Raw genomic sequence first — 23,272 nt, 5'->3', positions numbered from 1 at the left:
GTAAGAAATGGACGATGCCCATCAAAGATTGGAAAGCGGCATTGACTCGGTTTACTATTGAGTTCGGCGATAGACTCGTTGTGAATTAAATGAAACACCGTTTACACAAAAATTCTGACACGCTCCTTAACATAGATCTAACAGCAAGTAAGACCAAGCCAAAGTCATAACTATTGCCTGCGAGACATCCGAGTGCCTGGAAGACTATGCTTTGTAGCCTCCATTGCTAACCGCTACTTTTCGGCGCATAGATGGTACAAACTGTGCAATTTATTACCATAACTAGGTTTGATTTCATTCCTGATCATGGTTTCAACAAACACATTAAACTGTCCGCCATTTTTCACTGAAGGTGCTCACTTTTACTGAAGATGCTCAACAAAATGGGTTGAGCACCTTCAGGTTTTTTGAGCATCTTCAGTCATTTTAAATGGTGGGTACGGCTTCAGTCATCCGTGATCGGCAAGGACCAAACCCACCTTTGGTACCCGCCAAAATGGCCACCCTCTTTCTGGGCCTTGATGCCCAATTTTTGTTGCGCGCGTCGTATGGTCGCCCATGAATATCCAGCGCCATCGGCATCTTTCCGAACATCTTTGGCTGACTTGGGGCCATCGCTCAACAGATCCTTCAGGAATTGTTTCGCATCAGGCAGGCTGGCATGATCCCCATCATCTGAAACTTCATCGGCTTCCCTGAGAATTTCACGGGCGGTGCCATCAATCGGTTCCCGCCACTGTACAAACGAAGCTGTCACGCCGGGATGTTCCCGAATCTCGGATTGCATCAGTTCGTACGCAAAGCCGCCGCGATCCGGGCCAATGTTGCTCTTGGCGCGTAACAGCACGCGTTGTGACGATCCTTCTGCGTTAAGTTCCTGATGTTTGGCTGCGACCATGACGATGCGTGCCACGGCACCAAACGCCAGGCTACCAGTCAGGCGCTCGACGGGTTCTCGCCCTGTGGTGCCTTTTGAGAAGTGAGTGATACCGAGCAATGCACAGCGCAAGGATGCCGCCAGATCAGCCAGCGGCTGCAGGCCACGCCGTACTTCGGCATTCTTGTGGCTGTCACCGGCAATGCCTGAAACGATGGGGTCAATGATCAGCAGACGTACGTCGTTTAGATCGATCAACCGCTGCATGAGACAGCCTGTGTCTGATGCAGGGTCAAAGGCGCGTCGTTCATGGCCATCGTGCACATTGCCAACAAAGTAGATGTTCTCCAGCCTGGCACCCGACAATTTCAAGCGCGGTATTAGCGTATCCGCAGGATCATCCTCGCCAGACCAGATGACCACTTTGCCTACTGGAGATCGTGCTCCATCAGGCCATGATCCTCCCTGCGAGATAGCAGCCGCCAAAGCCATACTAATGGTCGTTTTACCGGTACCGGGTGCACCACCCAGGATGTGCACTTTGCCGCTTGCCAACCAGCCAGGCCAAAGCCATTCAATAAGCTGCGGTGCGACGTCCGAGCCACGGATCATCGCGATCCACTCCCCCAGAACTTCTGGCTTGGACGGTTTCGGCACCTGATCCAATAAATGCGGCACAGCCACCTGCAAGATGCTTTGTACTTCATGGTCGAGGTTTTCTGGGGAGATTCCGGCCTCGGTTGCCAAACGGAGCCGGTGATCGCGGTATTGCGACCCATTTAACCGGGCCGCTTCGATGATCGTGCCGGTACTCATGATGTCGGCCCAAGAAACTTACGGAGTTCGCCAACTTTCCAGGCCGTGGTGCGTGGGCCAATCTGGGTCGGTTTGGGTAAGCGCCCCTCCTTACTCCAGCGCCATACGGTGGTGTCCGACACGCCAAATAGCGCCATGACCGTGTGTTTGCGCACCCATGCGCTATCCGGTAATTTATCAAAAACGGTTACTTGGAAGGGATGCTTCGGTTTTTTTGCAGTAGACATTGCTCATTTCTCCAAAAAATTTGAAATGGGCAAGGCCGAGCTGAAAACTCCCAAGGTGTCTCACATTACGATCTATTACTGGACAACAACGGGGGTTTGAGCTACTTTTAGCACACTCTAGCTTGAGTTAAGTGTACTTTGGCCTTGCTTTGGTGCACTTGAGGCCCTCTGTGTTGACGCACAGGGGGCTTCGCCTTTTTAGGGCCCTGTTTAGGCTGCTTTGGTGGGTTTTCTGGTAGGTTTCTCCTTGTTAGAGGTCACTTCGGGTCTTTTCTTGCAATAGGCTGCCCATTGATCCATCAATGCACGGCGTTTATCAAACAGATCACTGCGCCGGTAGGCCGCTTCAACCTGGTTAGTTAATGTGTGCGCCAACGCCTGCTCACAGACTTCGCGCGGAAAGTTGGTCTGCTCTGCTGCCCAATCACGAAAGGAGGAGCGGAAGCCATGTACGGTAATCCCTGGCCAGACATCGCGTAGGAGCATGGAGAGCGCCATGTCGGACAGGACCTTGTCGCGCTGGCTGGCAAAGATGAGGCCGGATTTACGGCGCGGTAATGTTTTAAGGATCGCCATGGCGCGCAGGCTGAGCGGCACGCGGTGTTCCTTGTCGGCTTTCATGCGTTCAGCCGGAATCGTCCAGATACGCTTCTTGAAATCAATCTCGTCCCATTGGGCAGCACGCACTTCGCCTGATCGGGCTGCGGTCAGTATCGTAAAGGCCAGGGCTTTGGTACTGATGCCGCCATGCTCTTTCAAGACCGCTACAAAACGGGCCATCTGCTCGTAGGGCAACGCTGGATGGTGCGCCACCTTGGCAATCTTATTGGGTGACGGCAACAACTTGTCTAATTGGCCACGCCAACGGGCCGGGTTGTCACCTGTGCGATGCCCATGCGCGGTTGCCCAATCTAGGATGTTTTCAATACGGCCTCGCACGCGGTCGGCCGTTTCTGTTTTGGTGGTCCAGATCGGCGTCAGGATTTCCAGCACCTGCCGTTGCGTGACTTCATTCACCGACGTATCACCGATGACGCCAAAGGCGTAGGTTTCAAGCGTGCTGGCCCATTGCTTGCAGTGTTTGGGGTTGCGCCATTCAGCGCTTTTCATGGCGATGTACTGTTCAGCGCATTTTCTGAAGTTGGGTCGTTGCTGTTCGGCCAGCAGCTGTTCACGCTTTCGACGCTTGTCGGCTATGGGGTCGATGCCGTTCTCGATCTGCTCACGCACAGCACGCGCTTTGGCGCGTGCATCAGACAGACCAACGGTCGGGAATCCACCCAACCCAAGCTCCCGGCGCTTAGCGCCCACCATCACCCGTAGAACCCAAGAGCGTGCGCCGCGTTCACTGATTTGCAAATACAAACCCGTAACGCCGCCAACCCGATAAAAACCGGGTTGCGTCAGGCGCGAAACCGCCAGCGGAGAGAGGTCTTTGGTGACGGTCACAGGCTAGTGCCTTCCCACCGTCGTACCCACCATTTCCATCGTTGTACCCACCAAATAATCTTTGGTCAGATACTATGCCATGAAATCTAAAAAATCAACGGAAGCCTTATATATCAATGCTATATTTCGGTCCGGCAGTTCTAATTAGTGGACTTTGACAGGGGTTGGTGGCGGACAGGGCGGGATTCGAACCCGCGTTAGGGTATTACCCTAAACACGCTTTCCAGGCGTGCGACTTAAACCACTCATCCACCTGTCCGAGGCTGCGGATTATAGCAGAGATCAGGCGACCTTTTCTGGCCATTCGGCTAGGAACTCTTGCCAGTGAGCACCGGCAGTCTCTTTCAAGGTATTGCGGATGAGCGCTTCTTCGGCATCGGCCTGTTCACGATTGATCTCACCACGCATGAGGCGGAAGCGGTTATAGACCAGATAGGTATTCACCACATCGGTTTCGCAGTAATCGCGGATCTTGCCGTATTCGCCCACCTGCCAGGTTGGCCAGACCAGGTTGCCGGCCATACCGACCTTACCGGGAAAGCCCATCAGCTTAGCCATGGCATCGAGTGGTGCGCAGGCACGCGGCTGAAACAGCGCCAGCAGATCCATCAGGTCGGTGTGACGGCTGTGGTAACGGCTGACGTAATTGTTCCACTTGAACTCACGTGAATCCGAGAAATCACCCTCGCCCTGATCCCAATAGCGCGGTGCAGACACGCCGTGCATGAGACCGCGGTAGTGCAGCACGGGCAGATCAAAGCCGCCACCGTTCCAGGAGACCAGCGTTGGCGTCAGACGCTCCAGCCCATCAAAAAAGCGCTGGATAATCGCGCCCTCTTCCAGCTCGGGGGCCGATAAGGAAAATACCTTGAATCCGACATCACTGCGGAAGGCGCAAGAGATGGTGACGATCTTGTGCAGGTAATGCGGCAGAAAATCACTGCCACCCTGAGCACGTCGCTGCTGAAACGCCAGTTCGGCAACTTCATCATCCGACAGATCCGGTGGCAGCTCATTCAGATTACGCAGACCGGCAACATCCGGAATGGTTTCAATATCGAAGACAAGAATGGGAACCATTTGGAACGTCAATTAGTCAGGGAATACGCCGGTTGAGAGATAGCGATCACCACGATCACACACAATACTGACGACCGTCGCATTCGGGTGATTACGCGCAATATCAAGCGCTACACACATGGCACCACCGGAAGAAATACCGGCGAAGATGCCCTCTTCCGCAGCCAGACGTCGCGTCATAGCTTCGGCTTCAGCTTGCCCGACATAAACAAGTTCATCGACACGGGCTTTGTCATAAATTTTCGGGAGGTATTCTTCCGGCCATTTACGAATACCGGGGATCTGCGCCCCATCTTTAGGCTGCACACCGATGATGCGGACGTCGGGATTCTGCGCCTTGAGAAAGCGCGAGACGCCCATGATAGTACCGGTGGTGCCCATGCTTGATACAAAGTGCGTGATCTGCCCGGCGGTATCCCGCCAGATTTCGGGGCCGGTGCCTTCGTAGTGCGCCACCGGATTATCCGGATTGGCGAATTGATCCAGCACTACCCCTTTGCCTTCAGCAACCATGCGGTTTGCCACATCCCGGGCCAGCTCCATGCTGCCACTGACTGGTGTCAGTACCAGTTCGGCACCGTAGGCTTTCATGGTCTGCCGACGTTCCATGGTCTGGTTTTCCGGCATAACGAGAATCATCTTATAGCCACGCATGGCAGCAGCCATGGCGAGGGCAATACCCGTGTTTCCTGATGTCGCTTCAATCAGAGTATCACCGGGTTTAATCTGGCCGCGGGCCTCGGCATGCAGAATCATTGACAGCGCCGGACGATCCTTGACGGAACCGGCTGGGTTGTTGCCTTCCAGCTTGGCCAGCACCACGCTGTTCTGCGCCGTCAGGGCTTCGGCACCAATCCGTTGAATGTGGACCAGCGGCGTATTGCCGACGGTATCGGCCAGCGTTTTATACTTTGGGCGGGTGCTCATGCAGCCACTCCACATAGTTAGCGACACCCTGTTCCACGGTATGGAAGCCCGCGTCGTAACCGGCGGACCGTAGACGTGTCAGATCAGCCTGGGTATAGGCTTGGTATTTACCTTTGAGCGCTTCCGGGAACGGCACGTATTCGATTAGCCCTTGAGCCACCAGTTCATCCAGCGAGAGTTCGCTCTCGCCCTTGAGGCGGCGGCAGGTATTGACCGTGGCCGCTGCGACATCGTTGAAGCTCTGGGCGTTACCCGAGCCGAGGTTGAAGATGCCGGAGACCTGCGGGTTCTCAAGGAACCAGAGATTCACGCGCACCAGATCTTCGACAAACACGAAGTCACGCTGCTGACCCCCATTGGGGTAACCATGCGAACCTTCAAAGAGTTTGACCTTGCCGTTTTCACGGAACTGGTTGAAGTTGTGAAAGGCAACGGATGCCATGCGCCCTTTATGCGATTCACGCGGGCCGTAGACGTTGAAATAACGGAATCCGGCAATCTGTGTCGTGCTGTCCTTGAGACGACGACGTACGATCTGATCGAACAACAGCTTGGAGTAGCCATACACATTGAGCGGTGCTTCACAGGCGGGCTCTTCACGGAACTCGTTGCTGCCGCCGTAGGTGGCGGCGCTGGAGGCGTAAAGCATCGGTACATCCTGATCCTGCGCCCAGTTGAGCAGATCAATGGAGTAGCGATAGTTGTTTTCCATCATGTAGCGGCCATCATGCTCCATGGTGTCGGAGCAGGCGCCCTGATGGAGGATGGCATCGATTTCGCCATCAAAATCGCCGGCATGCAGTCGTGGCAGGAAATCCTTCTTATCGAAGTAGTCACTGATCTTGCAATCCACCAGATTATGGAACTTGGCGGCATTGGTCAGGTTGTCGACCGCGATGATGTCGGTGATCCCCCGGTCATTCAGTGCCTTGACGATGTTGGCGCCGATAAAGCCTGCGGCGCCGGTAACGAGGACGGACATGATCTTCTCCGGTAAATGCTTTAGACAGCTTGCTGCAATTCGTCACGGGTGACAACAGCCGTACCCAGTTTACCCACCACAATGCTGGCGGCTAGGTTTGCAACCCGCACGGCTTCCGGATATTCGGCACCGCTGGCCAGCATCAACGCCAGCGTGGCGATCACGGTATCACCCGCGCCGGAGACGTCAAACACTTCACGGGCCTTGGCGGCCTGATTGAACACCCCTTCGGGACGAAAGAGTGTCATACCTTCTTCACTGCGGGTGAGCAGCAGCGCTTCCAGACCGAGCTGTTCACGCAGCTGGTCCGCTTTGGTTTTAAGATCGGCTTCGCTTTCCCACTTGCCGATCACTTCTTTCAGTTCGGAGCGGTTCGGGGTGAGCAGGCTGGCACCGGCATAGCGAGCGTAATCATCGCCCTTCGGGTCAACCAGGACACGCTTACCGGCCTTTTTAGCCAAGTCGATCATCTGGGTAATGTGGGTCAACCCCCCCTTACCGTAGTCAGACAGAATCACGAGGTCATGATCCGGCAACTGACGCTCGAAATCAGCAAGCTTGGCCTCCAGGACTTCATGCGACGGTGCGGTTTCAAAGTCGATGCGCAGCAGCTGCTGCTGTCGTCCCAGCACACGCAGTTTAACGGTTGTGCGGATATTGGCATCGTCATGCAAGCCGGTAGCAACACCCGCCTCTTCGAGCAGGCCACGCAGTGTCTGGCCAGCTTCATCGGTACCCACGACGGAAAGCAACGACACCTGACCGCCCAGCGCGACGATATTGCGGGCAACGTTTGCGGCCCCCCCCGGTCGTACTTCTTCTTTGTGAACGTGCACCACCGGCACAGGTGCTTCAGGCGAGATCCGCGATACTTCACCGAACCAGTAACGGTCGAGCATCACATCACCAACAACGAGCAGGCGGGTCTTGGAGAAATCGATCGTGGTCATGGTTTTTCTTATAGGATTCAGCGTTAGTTCGATTGCCATTCATCAAGCACACGGCTCACACCGGCTTCCCAGTGGGGAAGCTTCAGTGCAAAGCTACGCTCCAGGAGGTGCGTATTCAAACGGGAGTTCTGCGGCCGTCGGGCGGGCAACGGGTAGTCACTGGCCGGAATGGGTTTGAGACCGTTGGCCGCTAAAGCCAGAGTCTGGCCTTGCTGGCGTGCACGGTCAATCACAAATTTGGCATAGCCATACCAGCTGGTTTCACCAGCGGCGGCCAGATGATAAGTACCGCCAGGTGCACGACCGGAAAGCACATCTCGCAGCGCATGGGCGGTGACATCGGCAATCAGTTCGGCGGAGGTCGGTGCGCCAATCTGATCATCGATCACATTCAGCGTTTCTCGTTCAGCAGCCAGCCGCAGCATGGTACGGGCAAAGTTGCCGCCACGAGCCGCATAGACCCAGCTGGTGCGGAAAATCAGATGGCGACACAAGGCATCACGGATTCTGTGTTCACCCTCGAGCTTGGTTTGGCCATACACACTGAGCGGATGGGTGGTGTCGTCTTCCACGTAGGCTTCGGGCTTGGAGCCGTCAAACACATAGTCCGTGGAGTAATGTACCAGCAGCGAACCCATTTCACGCGCATACAGGGCTAATTCAGCAACGGCATCCACATTGATGCGGCGTGCCAACACCTGATCACTCTCAGCTTTATCCACCGCGGTGTAGGCCGCGGCATTAACGATGACTTCAGGCTCGTATTTTTCAAGCGTAGCCTGAATTTGGGCTTTATCCGCCAGATCGCATTCGCTGCGGTTGAGCGATGTGAGTTCACCTAGCGGCGCCAGGGCACGCTGCAGCTCCCAGCCAACCTGACCATCTTTACCGAGCAAGAGGATTTTTTTATAGAATCCCATGTCGTGCCTCAGGCGTCCTGTGTGGCGTATTGTGCTTCTACCCAGTTGCGATATTCGCCACTGGTAACGTGGTTAACCCATTCCTCGTTATCCAGATACCACTGTACGGTCTTCTTGATACCGGTCTCGAAGGTTTCCTGGGGTTTCCAACCCAGTTCCTTTTCCAGCTTACGGGCATCGATCGCGTAGCGGCGATCGTGGCCAGGACGATCCTGGACGAAGGTAATTTGTGTGGTGTAGCTCTGACCGTCAGACCGTGGTTGCAATTCGTCGAGGATGGCACACAGGGTATTCACCACATCGAGGTTGGCTTTTTCGTTCCAGCCACCGACGTTGTAGGTTTCGCCCAGTTTTCCAGCGTCGAGTACGCGGCGGATGGCGCTGCAATGATCTTTGACATAGAGCCAGTCGCGAATCTGCTGGCCATCACCGTAGATGGGGAGTGGTTTACCGTTTAGTGCATTGAGGATGCAGAGCGGGATGAGCTTTTCCGGGAAGTGGTAAGGCCCGTAGTTATTGGAGCAGTTCGTAGTGAGAACGGGTAGCCCGTAGGTATGGTGCCAGGCACGTACCAGATGGTCACTGGCGGCCTTACTGGCACTGTAGGGGCTATTGGGTTCGTACTGGTTGGTTTCCGAGAAGGGTGGATCTTCTTTAGAGAGCGATCCGTAAACTTCATCAGTAGACACATGCAGGAAGCGGAAGGCAGCCTTCTCGGCTTCTGGCAGGTCGTTCCAGTAACCACGCACTGATTCGAGCAGATTGAAAGTGCCGACGATGTTGGTCTGGATAAATTCACCCGGGCCATGGATAGAACGATCGACATGGCTTTCAGCGGCGAAGTTAATCACGGCTCGTGGTTGGGTGTCGGCTAATAGCTTGCTCACCAGATCACGATCGCCGATGTTGCCAAAGACGAACTGGTGGCGGGGGTCACCTTCCAGTTCTTTAAGGTTCTCGAGGTTGCCAGCGTAAGTGAGCAGGTCGAGGTTCACGACGGGTTCGTTGCTCTGCTCGAGCCAATCCAGCACAAAGTTGGAACCGATAAAGCCGGCAGCGCCGGTAACGAGAATCGTCATTATGCGTCACCCCCGAACAGGTCACGGGTATAAACTTTGTCAGCCACATCTTCGAGCACGTCCGCCATACGGTTGCTAATAATGACATCGACTTCATTTTTGAAGGTATTTAGATCGGTCTCGACACGAGAATTGAAGAATTCGCTGTCTTTGAGGGCCGGTTCATAGATGATGACTTCAATGCCCTTGGCTTTAATACGTTTCATGATGCCCTGAATGGAAGAAGCACGGAAGTTGTCCGATCCGGCCTTCATGATGAGGCGGTAGACGCCGACGACTTTGGGCTTGCGACGGATAATTTCGTCAGCAATGAAGTCTTTACGGGTGGTGTTCGATTCAACAATCGCGTGAATCAGGTTCTGCGGCACATCCCGGTAGTTAGCCAGGAGCTGTTTGGTGTCTTTAGGCAGACAGTAGCCGCCGTAACCGAAGCTGGGGTTGTTGTAGTGAGTGCCGATGCGGGGGTCGAGGCCAACGCCGTCAATAATCTGCTTGCTATCGAGGCCATGGGTGGCGGCATAGGTGTCGAGTTCGTTGAAGTACGAGACCCGCATGGCGAGGTAGGTGTTGGCGAAGAGTTTGACGGCTTCGGCCTCGGTGGCGTCGGTAAAGAGGACCGGGATATCCTCCTTGACAGCACCTTCTTTGAGCAAATCGGCAAATATTTCAGCACGCTTGGAGCGTTCACCGACGACGATGCGTGACGGATGCAGGTTGTCATACAGCGCACGGCCTTCGCGCAGAAACTCAGGTGAAAAAATCAGATTTTTCGTACCGAGAGCTTCACGGGTTTTGACGGTATAGCCAACCGGGATAGTCGATTTGATGACCATGGTGGCGTTCGGATTGATCGCCATGACATCACGAATCACGGCTTCAATGGATTTGGTATTGAAGTAGTTGGTTTCCGGGTCGTAGTCGGTAGGCGTGGCGATGATGACGTAGTCCGCCCCTTCATAGGCTTCTTTCTTATCGAGCGTGGCACGGAAGTTCAAAGGCTTATTTTTGAGGTAGTCCTCGAGCTCTTTGTCTTCGATGGGCGATTCTTTGCGGTTGATCTTCTCAACCTTCTCGGGAACGATGTCGAGAGCAACCACTTCATGGTGCTGCGAGAGCAGTACACCGTTCGACAAACCTACGTAACCGGTTCCGGCAATGGCGATTTTCATGCAAAGCATCCCTGCGTGATAGATATGAATATTTTACCAGCGAGCCCGCGTAATTTCAGGGGTTGAGACGGGTTAAACTCGACCACCCCGACCTATCGAACTTCGCGCGACTCCGCTTACTGAACCAGTGAAAACTCTTCCGAACGCTTGGGGGGATAGGACTCCCATTCACTACAAGCCGGGCAGCGCCAGTAGAACTGACGCGCCTTGAAACCACAGCACTTGCAGGTATAGCGGGAAAGCCGCTGCGTCTGGTTTTTAATCAGTTTTTTAACCAGATCCAGATCAGCCAGCTGTTCGGCTGGCGTAATCGCTGAACGGGCTTCCAGTGCCTTATCCAGAGCAATCAAGCTGGGCGTGCGGTGCAGTTCGGACAGCGCAAAGTCGTAAGCAGCTTGGGCACCCGCTTCTTCTACCACCTGTTGGCACACCACATCCAGCATGTCGACAGAGGGGTATCGCGTCAGAAAGCCCTTGAGCAGCTGCATACCCTCTGCCTGACGGCCCATACCCTTGTAGACATCAGCAATACGCCCAGCCACCAGTGCCAGAAACTCGGGTTGCTGTTGCTCAATCCGCAACCAAGCATCAATCGCCCGCTCCGGATGCCCTTCCTTGCGTTCGATATCACCGGCAATAATGCTGGCCCGCACGCACTGACGATGTAACGAAAGTGCCTGCTGCACATGTCGTCGGGCTTCGTCAGTCTTAGAGCGGATCAGGGCGTTTTCAGCCATTTCACACCAGAATTCGGCAACCTCGTGCTGGGATGCAAGTTCAGGCACTTTTTCGGCCAGTTCGATGGCTTTGTCCCAGGATTTCTCGAGCTGATAAATCTCGAGCAACTGCTTGAGTGCTTCCTCACGGCGTTCACCGTCAGCCAGACGCTTGAAAATCTCTTCCGAGCGATCCAGCAAGCCCGACTTCAGATAATCAATTCCCAGCTCGAAAACGGCCTGTTCTTTCAAGGGTTGCGGCAGATCCTCACGGTTCATGAGGTTCTGGTGAATCCGCAATGCGCGCTCCAGCTCGCCACGTCGCCTGAAGAGTGAGCCAAGGGCAAAGTGCAATTCCACAGTCTCCGGATCCACGCGCACCACTTCGTTGAACGCTTCAATAGCGCGATCCGGCTGCTCGTTGAGCAGAAAATTCAAGCCCTGGAAATAGGCTTTCGGCAAACGGCGCGAATCAGCCACCACATGTTTGATATCAATGCGCGCCGCAATCCAGCCCAGCGCAAAAAAGAGCGGGAGAATGAGTAAGGCCCAGGGCTCCAGAGTCAGCATGGTTTTTCTTTCAAAGCTTGGGAGCCGCCTGTGCTTCCGATTCCTTCGGCAAGGCATTCACGCCAATCCGAGCAACTTCACGGCGCAACCGGGCAGCTTCTCGACGATGGCGCAGTAAACCGGGCAGCATCAACAACACGCCTATCAAGCAGCCGGCAACTAACACGGCCAGCAGCACTGCGACCAGCGGCGCTTCGAGGTAGTAGCCTAGGAACAGGTTGATGACCACCGGTTCTGTGTTCTCCAGCGCAAATCCGAGAAAAATCAGAAACACCAGAATTCGAATCAACCATGCGATCACACGCATCTTTGTCTCCTGAGCACGACATAAAAAAAGCGCTGGTTTTCACCAGCGCTTTTAGTGTACCGCAATTGAGGCTTTCAGCTTAGAGTGCGTTCACCGAACCCTGGGCCGCTACCGCAAAAACGGGCGACTCGGTTTCATCAGAACCACTCATGACATCGGTCAGATCCGCCGCATCGACCCGCTCGCGCAGTTCTTTACCCGCCTTAAAGTGGGGAACCCACTTCTCGGGGACTTCGACACGCTCACCCGAACGCGGGTTGCGACCGACACGCGGCGGACGATGGTTAAGCGAAAAGCTGCCGAAGCCGCGAATTTCGATGCGATCGCCATGAGCGAGCGCTTCTGCCATCGCGTCCAGAATCACCTTAACGGCGAGCTCAGCATCTTTCGCAACCAGCTGGGGAAAGCGCTCCGCCAGCCGTGCGATCAGTTCTGACTTGGTCATTCGCTGATTAGCCCTGCTGGTTCATCTTGGCCTTCAGCAACGCGCCCAGATTGGTCGTGCCGGTGGCTGCGCCAGCGCTGTCCGAGGCCAGCTTCTGCATGGCTTCGTGCTGTTCAGCCTGATCCTTGGCCTTGACCGACAGATTGATCGAGCGGCTCTTGCGATCCACATTCGTGATCATCGTTTCGAGCGTTTCGCCAACCTTGACGTGCTGGCTCAGATCATCGATACGGTCACGGGCGAACTCGGAAGCACGCAGGTAACCTTCGACATCATCAGCCAGCTGGATCACGGCGCCACGAGCGTCAACGCTCTTCACAGTACCGTTGACCAGGCTGTTCTTGTCATTCATGGCCACGAAGGAGGTGAAGGGGTCTCCGTCCATCTGCTTCATACCCAGGGAGATACGCTCCTTGTCGATGTCGATGGCCAGAACGATGGCTTCAACTTCGTCGCCCTTCTTGAAGTTGCGGATGGCTTCTTCGCCGGCAACATTCCAGGACAGATCCGACAGGTGCACCAGACCATCGATGCCGCCTTCCAAGCCAATGAAGATACCGAAGTCGGTGATCGACTTGATAGCGCCCTTGATCTTGTCACCCTTCTTGAAGTTCAGGCCGAAATCCTGCCACGGGTTCGACTGGCACTGCTTCATGCCCAGCGAAATACGGCGGCGGTCTTCGTCGATCTCGAGGATCATGACTTCAACTTCGTCACCCAGCTGAACCACCTTGGACGGATGAATGTTCTTATTGGTCCAGTCCATTTCAGACACGTGGACCAGACCTTCGATGCCTTGCTCGATTTCAACGAACGCACCGTAGTCGGTCAGGTTGGTGACCTTGCCGAACAGACGGGTCTGTGCCGGGTAACGGCGCGAAATGCCGACCCACGGATCGTCGCCCAGTTGCTTGAGGCCCAGCGAGACACGGTTCTTCTCGGTATCGAACTTGAGGACCTTGGCAGTGACTTCATCGCCCACGGCCAGAACTTCGGACGGGTGACGGACACGGCGCCAAGCCAGATCAGTGATGTGCAGCAGACCATCGATGCCGCCGAGGTCAACGAATGCACCGTAGTCAGTGATGTTCTTGACGACGCCCTTGATAATGGCGCCTTCCTGCAGGGTTTCCAGCAGCTTCTGGCGGTCTTCGCCCATGTTCTCTTCGAGAACAGCGCGGCGCGACAGCACAACGTTGTTACGCTTGCGATCGAGCTTGATGACCTTGAACTCCATGCTCTTACCTTCGAAGGGCGTGGTGTCCTTGACCGGACGGGTGTCGACCAGCGAACCCGGCAGGAATGCGCGAACGCTGTTGACCATCACCGTCAGGCCGCCCTTCACCTTACCGGTGATGGCGCCAGTGACCAGCGAACCGTCGTTCAGAGCAGCTTCCAGAGCATTCCAGGCTGCAATACGCTTGGCGCGATCACGCGACAGGCGGGTTTCGCCGAAACCATCTTCGAGCGATTCAATGGCGACCTGGACGAAATCGCCAACAGCGACTTCCAGTTCACCCTGATCGTTCAGGAATTCGTGTACGGGGACATAGCTTTCGGACTTGAGTCCGGCGTTGACGACCACAAAGTTCTGGTCAACGCGCACCACTTCAGCGGTGATGACTTCACCTGCGCGCATATCCTGGCGGGCAAGGCTTTCTTCAAATAGAGCGGCAAAACTTTCGAACGTATCAGCTTGAGACATGAGAGGGTTGTTTCCTGAAAAGCACTGTACAGAAATCCGGAACAGCGCCACCTGGTGGGTAGTTAAAAAAGACAAAAAGCCTGCCCTTGCAGCCGTTGATCGGCCACCCGGACCCGCCCGTTGTCGTTGGGTTACGACGCCCTGTTGCCGAACCAGTCCAGTACCTGATCCACCGCTTGAACGATGGTCAGATCAGACGTTTCCAGAAGCCGGGCATCGGCTTCTTGCCGGAGTGGTGCCACGGGGCGCGCCGCATCGCGGGCATCCCGATCCTCCAGATCCTGCAGAATCTCTTTAATATTAGCGGAAAAACCTTTTTCGATCAACTGCTTGTAACGCCGTTCGGCGCGCACGGCCGCGGTTGCTGTCAGGAAGATCTTGGTAGCGGCATCGGTAAAAACCACCGAGCCCATATCCCGCCCGTCGGCCACCAGACCGGGCGTCCGGCGGAAGGCGCGTTGTCGCAGCAGCAAAGCATCACGTACCGTGGGCAAGGCCCCGACCGTCGAGGCACCAATCCCCATCTCTTCCGTACGCATCTGATCATCCACCACTTCGGCACCAAGGAAAGTCTGACCTCCGACAAAGCGCACCGGTAGCTGCGCCGCAATCTGTCCCACCGCCGTTTCATCGTTCCAGTCCACGCCCGCCTTACGGGCGGCCAGCGCCGTCAGACGATAGAGCGCGCCCGAATCCAGATAGTGCCAGCCGAGCGCATCCGCGACCCGTTGCGCCACGGTTCCCTTACCCGATGCCGAGGGACCATCAATGGTAATCACCGGCACCGGCTGCGTGACTTCGGCAAAACGCTCGAAATAATCCGGGAAGGTCTTGGCCGTACAGCCCGGGTCCAGAATACGCAGCGGCGTCGCCAGCGTCATCAGCGAAAAGCACATGGCAATGCGGTGATCGTCATACGTTTCGATTTCGGCACAATGCCAGGCCGACACGTCCACCGGCGGATAAACCGTGAGCGTGTCGGCGGTCGTTTCCACGGTACCGCCAAGCTTGCGCAGCTCGTTGGCCATAGCCTCAATACGGTCCGTTTCCTTGACGCGCCAGCTGGCAATCCCCGTCAACCGGGTTGGCCCCTGGGCAAACGCGGCCACCGGCACGAGCGTCATGGCGGCATCAGGAATGGCAATGCAATCCTGCTCAATGCCCTTCAACACGCCGTCTACCGGCGCCGATGCTTCAATCCAGTTTGGTCCCATGGTGATACGGGCGCCCATGGCGGCCAGGGCATCAGCAAAGCGAACGTCGCCCTGCACCGAGTCTGCACCCACACCCTCGACACGCACCGGACCACCGGCAATCGCGCCCAGCGCCAGAAAGTACGAGGCCGACGAGGCATCGCCTTCGACATAAATCACGCCCGGTGAGCGATAACGTGCGCCCGCCTGCACCGTAAACCGCTGCCAGCCATCGCGCTGCACCTCAACACCGAAGCGGCGCATGGTGGCCAGCGTGATCTCGATATAGGGCTTGGAAATCAGCTCACCTACCACTTCCACGGTAATCGTGCGATCCAGTAAGGGCAACGCCATCAGCAGCCCGGTCAGAAACTGGCTGGACACATTGCCTTTGACCGGCACCGTTTGGGCACCATGATCAACGCCGGGACTGATTTTCAACGGTGGATAGCCGTCGTTGACTTCGTAAACGACATCAGCCCCCAGGTGTCGCAGGGCATCGACCAGATCACCAATGGGGCGCTCGTGCATACGCGCTACACCCGATAAACGATACGCGCCACCGGCCAGTGCCAGTGCCGCCGTCAGGGGCCTGAAGGCGGTACCGGCATTACCCAGGAACAGGTCGGCAGTTTTAACGGGTATTTTGCCGCCACAACCCTGAACCTTAATGGCGTTGACACTCGCACCCTCACCCACCGGCGTCACGGCAATGCCCAGCATGTTCAGGGCTTCCAGCATCCGGTCCGTATCGTCAGATTTCAGCAGATCACGCACTTCGGTCTCGCCTTCGGCCAACGCCGCCAGCAAGAGAATCCGGTTCGACAGACTTTTGGAGCCCGGCAGACGCACGGTGCCCCGTGCAGACAACATGCCCGGCAGATCAAGAAAATGCAGTGTGCTCATTCAGTGTGACCAATTCTGGCGCGCATCGCGCGCATTGCCATAAATACTTGCCAGTGCCTCGCCATCGCTATTGACCAGCGCCTGTCGCAAGCGCATCAGTGCCGCGCTGTAACGATCCAGTTCGGCCAGCAGGGCCGTGCGATTGGCGAGGGAGATGTCCCGCCACATTTCCGGGTGGCTACCAGCAATCCGCGTGAAATCCCGAAAACCGGCTGCCGCATAATCAAACAGTTGCTCCCCATTCGGACGGCGGGCAAATTCATCGACCAGGGCAAAGGCCAGCAGATGTGGCAGATGGCTGACAGCGGCAAAGATCCGATCATGCGTTTCTGCATCGAGAATGCGCACATCGGCCCCACAGAGCTCCCAGGCGCGTTTCACCTTTTCGATATCTTCGACCGCGTTCTCCAGCAACGGCGTCAGCACCACCTTGCGGCCCTGATACAGATCAACGCGTGAGGCTGCAGCGCCACTGGTCTCTGCACCGGCGATCGGATGCCCCGGTACAAACTGGCGGATTTTTTCACCAAACGCCTCACGGGCTGCAGCCACAACATCGCCCTTGGTGCTGCCAGCATCCGTCACGATCGTATGTTCGCCCAGGTAGGGTGCAATACGGGCAAAAATCTCCGGCATCTGCCCGACGGGTGTTGCGACCAGAATCAGATCCGCTTCGCGGACATCGGCGCCGGGATTAATGCCCACTTCATCAATAATCCCTAGGTCGTAAGCCGCCTTCAGGCTTTTGGGCGTCCGACCGAACCCGATAACCTCATCGACGGCGTGGGCGGCCTTGAGGCCACGGGCAAATGATGCGCCAATGAGACCCACACCAAAAATCAGAACCTTGCCAAAGTGCATCGCGTTGCTTTCTCAGACGCCGGCTTGCACGGCAAGCTTGAGCGCGCATTTGAGTGCATCAAGGAAACGCGCATTTTCAGCTTCGGTACCAATGGTCACCCGCAACCAGTCGTGCATCGCATAACCGGCCAGCGGACGCACAATCACGCCCTGCTTGAGCAGTTTCTGGTTCACACCCCCGGCATCTGTGACATGAAAGGTCACAAAGTTGGCATGAGACGGCAGATGCTTGAGCCCCAAGGCATCCAGACCCGCAACGATCTGCTGCATACCGGCAGCATTGAGTTCATAGCTTTCCGCCAGAAAATCAGCATCTTCCAGCGCAGCAATCGCGCCGCCCAGTGCCAGATTATTGCAGTTGAAGGGTTGACGCACACGGTTCATCAGGTCGGCCACCGCCACACTACATAGAGCAAAACCGATCCGCAGACCCGCCATACCGTAAATCTTGGAGAAGGTTCGCGTGATGACCAGGTTGTCGAACTCCGACAGCCATTCGGTCGTATCCACACGCAGCGCCGGCGAGAGATATTCGTTGTAGGCCTCATCAAGAACCACGATCACGTCCTTGGGCAGGCTGGCAATAAATGCTTTGAGCTCGGCGTAGGGCAGGAAGGTGCCGGTAGGGTTGTTCGGGTTGGCGATCCAGACCAATCGTGTATCGTCACGCACAGCGGCGCGCATAGCGGGCAGATCATGTGCATAATCTTTGGCAGGTGCGGCGATACATTCACCGCCCACACCCATCGTGGCCAGCGGATAGACGGCAAAGGCGTGCGCCGAAAACACAGCCGAGCGCCCCGGGGCCAGAAACACCTGCGCAATCAGTTCTAGCACATCGTTCGAGCCATTACCCAGCACAATCTGGTTGGTAGCCACGCTGGCATGTCTGGCCAGCGCCGCCTTCAATTCGAAATCATCCGGATACCGGGCCAGGCCATCAATCGCTGCCTGCACCGCGGCACGCGCCTTGGGGCTCATGCCCAGTGGATTTTCATTCGAGGCCAGTTTGATGATCGACTCAACCGGCAAGCCCAGCTCTCGAGCCACTTCGGTGATCGGCTTGCCCGGTTGATAGGGGGCAATTTTCTTGATGTTCGACAGCGCGTGATCCAGCAGGCTCATGGCAGGTATCCGTTATAGGTCATCGTGAAACCGTGAAGCGATTCGGAAATTAGTACACAGCGATCGGATAGGAACCCAGCACCTTGAGATAGGCGGCGTCCGCTGCCAGTTTGGCGAGCGCAGTCTTCACCGGCTCGGCATCAACATGGCCTTCAATATCCACAAAGAACACGTATTCCCAGAGCGCATGTCGCGCCGGGCGCGACTCGAGGCGGGTCATAGACACACCAGCCTCGGCCAGAGGTGCCAGCAGTGATTGCAGCGCACCGGTGCGATTGGGCGTGGACAGAATCAGCGAAGTTTTATCCTGCCCGGATGGGCCGGCGGCGAAACGACCCAGGACGAGGAATCGCGTGGTGTTATTCGGTTCGTCTTCAATGCTGCTGGCCAGATGCGGCAGCTGATAACGCTCGGCCGCCGCTTCGCCGGCAATCGCGGCCCAGGTCGGATTCTCGGCGGCCAGACGGGCCGCTTCCGCGTTACTGGCCACCGGAATGCGCGGCACATCAGGCAGATGGCGATTCAGCCATTCATGGCACTGCGCCAGTGATTGCGCATGGGACACTACCTGCGTGATGTCATTCAGCCCTGAGGCCTTGGACAACAGGTTCTGATGAATGCGCACCACCACCTCACCGCAAATTTTGAGCGAGGTACCGAGCAACAAGTCCAGCGTACGACCAATGGCGCCCTCGGTGGAATTTTCCACCGGCACGACAGCATAGTCTGAGTGACCCGCTTCGACCGCACGGAACACGTCATCAATCGAGGCTTGTGGCAACAGACGCGCTGCATGACCAAACTGCTTGACGGCGGCAGATTCCGAGAAGGTACCAAGTGGGCCGAGGAAAGCCACGCCAATCGGCTGCTCCAGTGCCAGACAGGCTGACATCACTTCGCGGAACAACCGCGTAATGGTTTCATCGGCTAGCGGCCCCTGATTCAGATCCTGCAGGCGGCGCAGCACTTGCGCCTCACGCTCGGGGCGATAGATGAATCCATCATCACCAAAGCGTGCCTTGATCTCGCCGACTTCGCGCGCGCACTGGGCACGCTGGTTGAGCAGTTCCAGCATGGTCTGATCAATACCATCAATGCGTTGACGAACGACAGCCAGTGCATCCTGGATCGTTTCACCTGCGGTGTTGCCTGAACTCATTACACAGCTCCGGTTGATCTGCGTCTCAATTAGCCGTGACGTTTCATGAAGTCATTCATGAAACTGACGAGCGCCTGTACACCTTCCATGGGCATGGCGTTATAGATCGAGGCACGCATGCCACCGACCAGCTTATGCCCCTTCAGCGCGAGGAGGCCGGCGTTGTCCGACGCTTCGAGGAAGAGCGGATCCAGGGCTTGATCCTTGAGCGTAAAAGGAATATTCATCCAGGAGCGACAATCCCTGGCGATGGGGTTGGTATAGAAACCACCACTGCCATCAATGGCCTGATACAGCAATTCAGCCTTGGCCTGATTCTGTTTGGCAATGGCCGGCAGACCACCCTGCTTGAGCAGCCACTCGAACACCAGACCGGCCATATAGATACCGAAGGTGGGCGGTGTGTTGAGCATGGACGTATTCTTTTCCTGCTCGGTGTAATCTAGCAGCGCCGGGATGGCTTTTGCAGCCCTGCCCAGCAGATCCTTACGGATGATGACCAGCGTCACACCGGCCGGACCAATGTTCTTCTGTGCACCGGCGTAGATCATGCCGTAATCGCGCACATTCATCGGGCGTGACAGAATGTTCGACGACATATCGGCGATCAACGGCACGTCTTTCTGCACTGCGCCGCCCAGCTGCTTGAGGTCAAAGACTTCAACGCCACCAATCGTTTCGTTGCTGCAGAAGTGCAGGTACTTGGCGTTCGGGTTGAGCTGCATCGAGGCCGGGTCAACCAGACGCGTGAACGATGCATCGGCACTAGTGCCGGCTTCACGAATCGCATCCCCATACAGACGCTGACCGGCTTTGACTGCCTTTTCCGACCAAGCACCGGTGGTCAGGTAATCGGCCGAACCGCCGTCCAGCAGATTCATTGGAATCTGGGAGAACTGCAGGGTGGCACCACCCTGCAAGAACAGGATGGCGTAATCTTCAGGGATATCCATGAGCTGGCGCAGATCGGTCACGATCTTTTCATAGATACCGGTGTAGATCTTGCCGCGGTGGCTCATTTCCATGACCCCGCACCCCACCCCGTGCCAATCAGGCAACTCTGCCTGCACCTGCTCCAGTACGGCCAGAGGAATGGTGGCAGGACCTGCCGCAAAGTTCCAGAGACGCATGTTATTCAGCCTTGATTATTCTTCGTCGTCGGTTTCTACAATCTTTTCCAGACCCGCCAGTTTTTCGCCGTCATCCAGAGAGATCAGCGTCACACCCTGAGTCGCACGACCCAGTTCGCGGATTTCCTTGACGCGGGTGCGGATGAGTACACCACCGGTAGTGATGAGCATGATTTCGTCTTCATCGCTCACCAGTTTGGCGGCAACAACCTTGCCGTTACGGGCACTATCGGCAATGGCTTTGACGCCTTGCGTACCACGACCCGAGTGACGAAAATCAGCCAGCGCCGTGCGCTTGCCAAAACCGTTTTCGGTGGCCACCAGCACGGTTTCCGCATCATCATGGGCCACCAGCAGCGATAGCACCGTCTGATCCTTCTGCAGCTTCATGCCACGCACACCACGCGCCGGGCGACCCATCGGACGCACATCTTCTTCGTCAAACCAGACAGCTTTACCGGCATCGGAGACCAGCATGATGTCGTTGCTGCCTGAGGTCAACTGGGCGCCAATCAGGAAGTCTCCATCATCCAGCGCCACGGCGATAATGCCGGCCTTACGCGGGTTAGAGAAATCCGACAGCGGCGTCTTCTTCACGGTACCCAGCGAGGTGGCCATAAAGACGTAACGGTCTTCGGCAAATTCCTTGACCGGCAAAATGGCGTTGATCTTTTCGCCTTCGTCCAGCGGGAACATATTGACGATGGGCTTGCCGCGCGAGATCCGCGAGCCCTGCGGCACTTCGTAAACCTTGAGCCAGTAGCAACGACCGCGGTTGCTGAAGCACAGGATGTAATCGTGGGTGTTGGCCACGAACAGGTGCTCGACAAAATCGTCGTCCTTGATGGCTGCCGCCTGCTTACCACGACCCCCACGACGTTGAGCGCGGTAATCAGTCAGCGGCTGGCTCTTGATGTAACCGGTATGCGACAGGGTAACGACCATGTCCTGCGGTGCAATCAGATCTTCGACACCCAGATCCTGGGTGTACGTGACGATTTCCGAGCGACGCTTGTCCTTGGTACCAATGGCAAACTGCTCGCGCACATCGGTTAGTTCCTGAACGATGATTTCGGTAATGCGCGCCGGCTTGGACAGAATGTCGAGCAAGTCGGCAATCTTTTCCATCACTTCACGGTATTCATTGACGATCTTATCCTGCTCCAGACCGGTCAGGCGCTGCAGACGCAGTTCCAGAATGGCTTGCGCCTGAACGTCCGAAAGACGGTAACCCTTCTCCCTCATGCCGAATTCCGGCGCAATGTTTTCCGGGCGCGAGGCTTCGGCTGCGGCGCGCTTGAGCATCTCTTCAACCAGCGGGCTACGCCAGACGCGGGACATCAGGCCGACCTTGGCATCCGCAGGGGTCGGCGCGGCCTTGATCAAGGCGATGATGTCATCCACGTTCGACAGCGCAACGGCCAGACCTTCGAGGATGTGGCCACGATCACGGGCCTTGCGCAGTTCAAAGACCGTTCGACGGGTTACCACTTCACGGCGGTGTGCTAGGAAGCATTCCAGCATCTGCTTCAGGTTGAGCAGGCGCGGCTGGCCGTCGACCAACGCCACCATGTTCATACCGAAGGTATCCTGCAGCTGCGTCATCTTGTACAGATTGTTCAGGATGATGTCGGGGATCTCGCCACGTTTCAGCTCAATCACCACGCGCATACCGGACTTATCCGATTCATCGCGGATTTCTGAAATACCTTCAATGCGCTTTTCGTTCACCAGCTCGGCAATCTTCTCGAGCAGGGTGCGTTTGTTCACTTGGTACGGCAGCTCATCAACAATGATCGACTGGCGGTTGCCCGACTTGTCCAGATCTTCGAAGTGGGTCTTGGCACGCATGACCACGCGGCCACGGCCGGTGCGGTAACCATCACGCACCCCCGAGATACCGTAAATAATGCCGGCGGTCGGGAAATCCGGGGCCGGAACAATGTCAATTAGCTGATCAATCGTCAGATCCGGGTTCTCGAGCAGGGCCAGACAGGCCGCGACCACTTCCGACAGGTTGTGCGGCGGAATGTTCGTGGCCATACCCACGGCAATACCCGACGAGCCATTAATCAGCAGGTTCGGAATACGGGCGGGCAGAATTAGGGGTTCCTGCTCCGAACCGTCATAGTTCGGCCCGAAGTCGACGGTTTCTTTTTCGATATCGGCCAGCAGCTCGTGGCCAATCTTGGCCATACGCACTTCCGTATAACGCATGGCTGCCGCGTTATCGCCATCGACCGAGCCAAAGTTACCCTGACCATCCACCAGCATGTAACGCAGCGAGAAATCCTGCGCCATACGAACGATGGTGTCGTACACCGCGGTATCGCCGTGCGGGTGGTACTTACCGATCACGTCACCGACCACACGAGCCGACTTCTTGTAAGGTTTGTTCCAGTCATTGTTCAGCTCGTGCATGGCAAACAGCACCCGGCGATGGACCGGCTTGAGGCCATCCCGCACATCTGGCAGGGCGCGCCCCACGATCACGCTCATGGCGTAATCGAGGTACGAACGGCGCATTTCGTCTTCGAGGCTGATCGGCAGTGTTTCTTTGGCGAAATTGTCCATAGAACTTTCGTGACTGGGCAAAAATGTTACGGTTCAGAAACTTTCCGGTAAAAAACGGGTGGTTAGGCGACAAAATCGTCGGAAACCAGTATCCGGAAAAATTGT

At 56.3% G+C, this 23,272-nt stretch carries 19 protein-coding genes, 1 tRNA gene and 1 pseudogene; all 21 read right to left on the bottom strand.

What is annotated here, in order from left to right:
* Nucleotides 1-445 precede the first annotated feature (445 nt).
* Nucleotides 446-1,693, bottom strand: coding sequence for an AAA family ATPase (locus AC3GOJ_RS07090; RefSeq protein ID WP_488236762.1), 1,248 nt, complete (start codon nucleotides 1,691-1,693; stop codon nucleotides 446-448).
* Entirely contained in the window at nucleotides 1,690-1,920 is a 231-nt protein-coding gene (locus AC3GOJ_RS07085) for a helix-turn-helix transcriptional regulator (protein WP_488236761.1), read from the bottom strand. Before AC3GOJ_RS07085 ends, AC3GOJ_RS07090 begins: the two co-directional genes overlap by 4 nt.
* A gap of 210 nt (nucleotides 1,921-2,130) precedes the next feature.
* Nucleotides 2,131-3,369 carry a tyrosine-type recombinase/integrase gene (locus AC3GOJ_RS07080; protein WP_488236760.1) on the bottom strand — a complete coding sequence of 413 codons (1,239 nt, stop codon included), beginning with the start codon at nucleotides 3,367-3,369 and terminating at the stop codon, nucleotides 2,131-2,133.
* Nucleotides 3,370-3,537: 168 nt separating this feature from the next.
* Nucleotides 3,538-3,628 (bottom strand) — tRNA-Ser (locus tag AC3GOJ_RS07075).
* 23 nt (nucleotides 3,629-3,651) lie between these two features.
* A complete protein-coding gene (locus tag AC3GOJ_RS07070) occupies nucleotides 3,652-4,449 on the bottom strand; it encodes a 3'-5' exonuclease (protein ID WP_488236759.1) in 798 nt (265 codons plus the stop codon).
* Nucleotides 4,450-4,461: 12 nt separating this feature from the next.
* Complete coding sequence (gene cysM / locus AC3GOJ_RS07065; RefSeq protein ID WP_488236758.1) at nucleotides 4,462-5,376, bottom strand: cysteine synthase CysM; 915 nt, start codon at nucleotides 5,374-5,376, stop codon at nucleotides 4,462-4,464.
* On the bottom strand, nucleotides 5,354-6,358 hold the full coding sequence (rfaD, locus tag AC3GOJ_RS07060; protein WP_488236757.1) for an ADP-glyceromanno-heptose 6-epimerase: 1,005 nt from the start codon (nucleotides 6,356-6,358) through the stop codon (nucleotides 5,354-5,356). The genes cysM and rfaD overlap by 23 nt, the downstream gene beginning before the upstream one ends.
* A 20-nt stretch (nucleotides 6,359-6,378) precedes the next feature.
* Nucleotides 6,379-7,308 carry a D-glycero-beta-D-manno-heptose-7-phosphate kinase gene (gene rfaE1 / locus AC3GOJ_RS07055; protein WP_488236756.1) on the bottom strand — a complete coding sequence of 310 codons (930 nt, stop codon included), beginning with the start codon at nucleotides 7,306-7,308 and terminating at the stop codon, nucleotides 6,379-6,381.
* A 23-nt stretch (nucleotides 7,309-7,331) separates the two neighbouring features.
* Nucleotides 7,332-8,228, bottom strand: coding sequence for a dTDP-4-dehydrorhamnose reductase (rfbD, locus tag AC3GOJ_RS07050; protein ID WP_488236755.1), 897 nt, complete (start codon nucleotides 8,226-8,228; stop codon nucleotides 7,332-7,334).
* A gap of 8 nt (nucleotides 8,229-8,236) precedes the next feature.
* Entirely contained in the window at nucleotides 8,237-9,307 is a 1,071-nt protein-coding gene (gene rfbB, locus AC3GOJ_RS07045; protein ID WP_488236754.1) for a dTDP-glucose 4,6-dehydratase, read from the bottom strand.
* Entirely contained in the window at nucleotides 9,307-10,476 is a 1,170-nt protein-coding gene (locus tag AC3GOJ_RS07040) for a nucleotide sugar dehydrogenase (protein ID WP_488236753.1), read from the bottom strand. The genes rfbB and AC3GOJ_RS07040 overlap by 1 nt, the downstream gene beginning before the upstream one ends.
* 116 nt (nucleotides 10,477-10,592) lie before the next feature.
* Entirely contained in the window at nucleotides 10,593-11,759 is a 1,167-nt protein-coding gene (gene lapB, locus AC3GOJ_RS07035; RefSeq protein ID WP_488236767.1) for a lipopolysaccharide assembly protein LapB, read from the bottom strand.
* A gap of 13 nt (nucleotides 11,760-11,772) precedes the next feature.
* Entirely contained in the window at nucleotides 11,773-12,069 is a 297-nt protein-coding gene (locus tag AC3GOJ_RS07030) for a lipopolysaccharide assembly protein LapA domain-containing protein (RefSeq protein WP_488236752.1), read from the bottom strand.
* A gap of 166 nt (nucleotides 12,070-12,235) precedes the next feature.
* Nucleotides 12,236-12,514 (bottom strand): annotated as a pseudogene (locus AC3GOJ_RS07025) (integration host factor subunit beta); the annotation flags it as partial.
* 7 nt (nucleotides 12,515-12,521) lie between these two features.
* Nucleotides 12,522-14,219, bottom strand: coding sequence for a 30S ribosomal protein S1 (gene rpsA, locus AC3GOJ_RS07020; RefSeq protein WP_488236751.1), 1,698 nt, complete (start codon nucleotides 14,217-14,219; stop codon nucleotides 12,522-12,524).
* A 131-nt stretch (nucleotides 14,220-14,350) separates the two neighbouring features.
* Nucleotides 14,351-16,309 carry a bifunctional 3-phosphoshikimate 1-carboxyvinyltransferase/cytidylate kinase gene (locus AC3GOJ_RS07015; RefSeq protein ID WP_488236766.1) on the bottom strand — a complete coding sequence of 653 codons (1,959 nt, stop codon included), beginning with the start codon at nucleotides 16,307-16,309 and terminating at the stop codon, nucleotides 14,351-14,353.
* Nucleotides 16,310-16,318: 9 nt separating this feature from the next.
* Complete coding sequence (locus tag AC3GOJ_RS07010) at nucleotides 16,319-17,179, bottom strand: prephenate dehydrogenase (protein WP_488236750.1); 861 nt, start codon at nucleotides 17,177-17,179, stop codon at nucleotides 16,319-16,321.
* 12 nt (nucleotides 17,180-17,191) lie between these two features.
* A complete protein-coding gene (gene hisC, locus AC3GOJ_RS07005) occupies nucleotides 17,192-18,304 on the bottom strand; it encodes a histidinol-phosphate transaminase (protein WP_488236749.1) in 1,113 nt (370 codons plus the stop codon).
* A 49-nt stretch (nucleotides 18,305-18,353) separates the two neighbouring features.
* On the bottom strand, nucleotides 18,354-19,433 hold the full coding sequence (gene pheA, locus AC3GOJ_RS07000; RefSeq protein ID WP_488236765.1) for a prephenate dehydratase: 1,080 nt from the start codon (nucleotides 19,431-19,433) through the stop codon (nucleotides 18,354-18,356).
* Between the two features lie 59 nt (nucleotides 19,434-19,492).
* Nucleotides 19,493-20,593, bottom strand: a complete 1,101-nt coding sequence (serC, locus tag AC3GOJ_RS06995; RefSeq protein ID WP_488236748.1) for a 3-phosphoserine/phosphohydroxythreonine transaminase — start codon at nucleotides 20,591-20,593, stop codon at nucleotides 19,493-19,495.
* Between the two features lie 15 nt (nucleotides 20,594-20,608).
* Nucleotides 20,609-23,167 (bottom strand): DNA gyrase subunit A, encoded by a 2,559-nt coding sequence (gene gyrA / locus AC3GOJ_RS06990; protein ID WP_488236747.1) that lies wholly within the window; start codon nucleotides 23,165-23,167, stop codon nucleotides 20,609-20,611.
* Between the last annotated feature and the right edge of the window lie 105 nt (nucleotides 23,168-23,272).

This window comes from Fluviibacter sp., assembly GCF_057744235.1.
The sequence above is the reverse complement of the archived record's forward strand: the minus strand, read 5'-3'. Positions and strand labels throughout refer to the sequence as shown.

Bases quoted from the DNA above. Each gene is read 5' to 3' on its own strand.
- AC3GOJ_RS07070 (WP_488236759.1), bottom strand. From the start codon at position 4,449: ATGGTTCCCATTCTTGTCTTCGATATTGAAACCATTCCGGATGTTGCC.
- gyrA (WP_488236747.1), bottom strand. From the start codon at position 23,167: ATGGACAATTTCGCCAAAGAAACACTGCCGATCAGCCTCGAAGACGAA.
- AC3GOJ_RS07040 (WP_488236753.1), bottom strand. From the start codon at position 10,476: ATGAAAATCGCCATTGCCGGAACCGGTTACGTAGGTTTGTCGAACGGT.
- rfbB (WP_488236754.1), bottom strand. From the start codon at position 9,307: ATGACGATTCTCGTTACCGGCGCTGCCGGCTTTATCGGTTCCAACTTT.
- cysM (WP_488236758.1), bottom strand. From the start codon at position 5,376: ATGAGCACCCGCCCAAAGTATAAAACGCTGGCCGATACCGTCGGCAAT.
- AC3GOJ_RS07090 (WP_488236762.1), bottom strand. From the start codon at position 1,693: ATGAGTACCGGCACGATCATCGAAGCGGCCCGGTTAAATGGGTCGCAA.
- serC (WP_488236748.1), bottom strand. From the start codon at position 20,593: ATGCGTCTCTGGAACTTTGCGGCAGGTCCTGCCACCATTCCTCTGGCC.
- rfaD (WP_488236757.1), bottom strand. From the start codon at position 6,358: ATGTCCGTCCTCGTTACCGGCGCCGCAGGCTTTATCGGCGCCAACATC.
- AC3GOJ_RS07010 (WP_488236750.1), bottom strand. From the start codon at position 17,179: ATGCACTTTGGCAAGGTTCTGATTTTTGGTGTGGGTCTCATTGGCGCA.
- AC3GOJ_RS07085 (WP_488236761.1), bottom strand. From the start codon at position 1,920: ATGTCTACTGCAAAAAAACCGAAGCATCCCTTCCAAGTAACCGTTTTT.
- rfbD (WP_488236755.1), bottom strand. From the start codon at position 8,228: ATGGGATTCTATAAAAAAATCCTCTTGCTCGGTAAAGATGGTCAGGTT.
- hisC (WP_488236749.1), bottom strand. From the start codon at position 18,304: ATGAGCCTGCTGGATCACGCGCTGTCGAACATCAAGAAAATTGCCCCC.
- rfaE1 (WP_488236756.1), bottom strand. From the start codon at position 7,308: ATGACCACGATCGATTTCTCCAAGACCCGCCTGCTCGTTGTTGGTGAT.
- AC3GOJ_RS07030 (WP_488236752.1), bottom strand. From the start codon at position 12,069: ATGCGTGTGATCGCATGGTTGATTCGAATTCTGGTGTTTCTGATTTTT.
- rpsA (WP_488236751.1), bottom strand. From the start codon at position 14,219: ATGTCTCAAGCTGATACGTTCGAAAGTTTTGCCGCTCTATTTGAAGAA.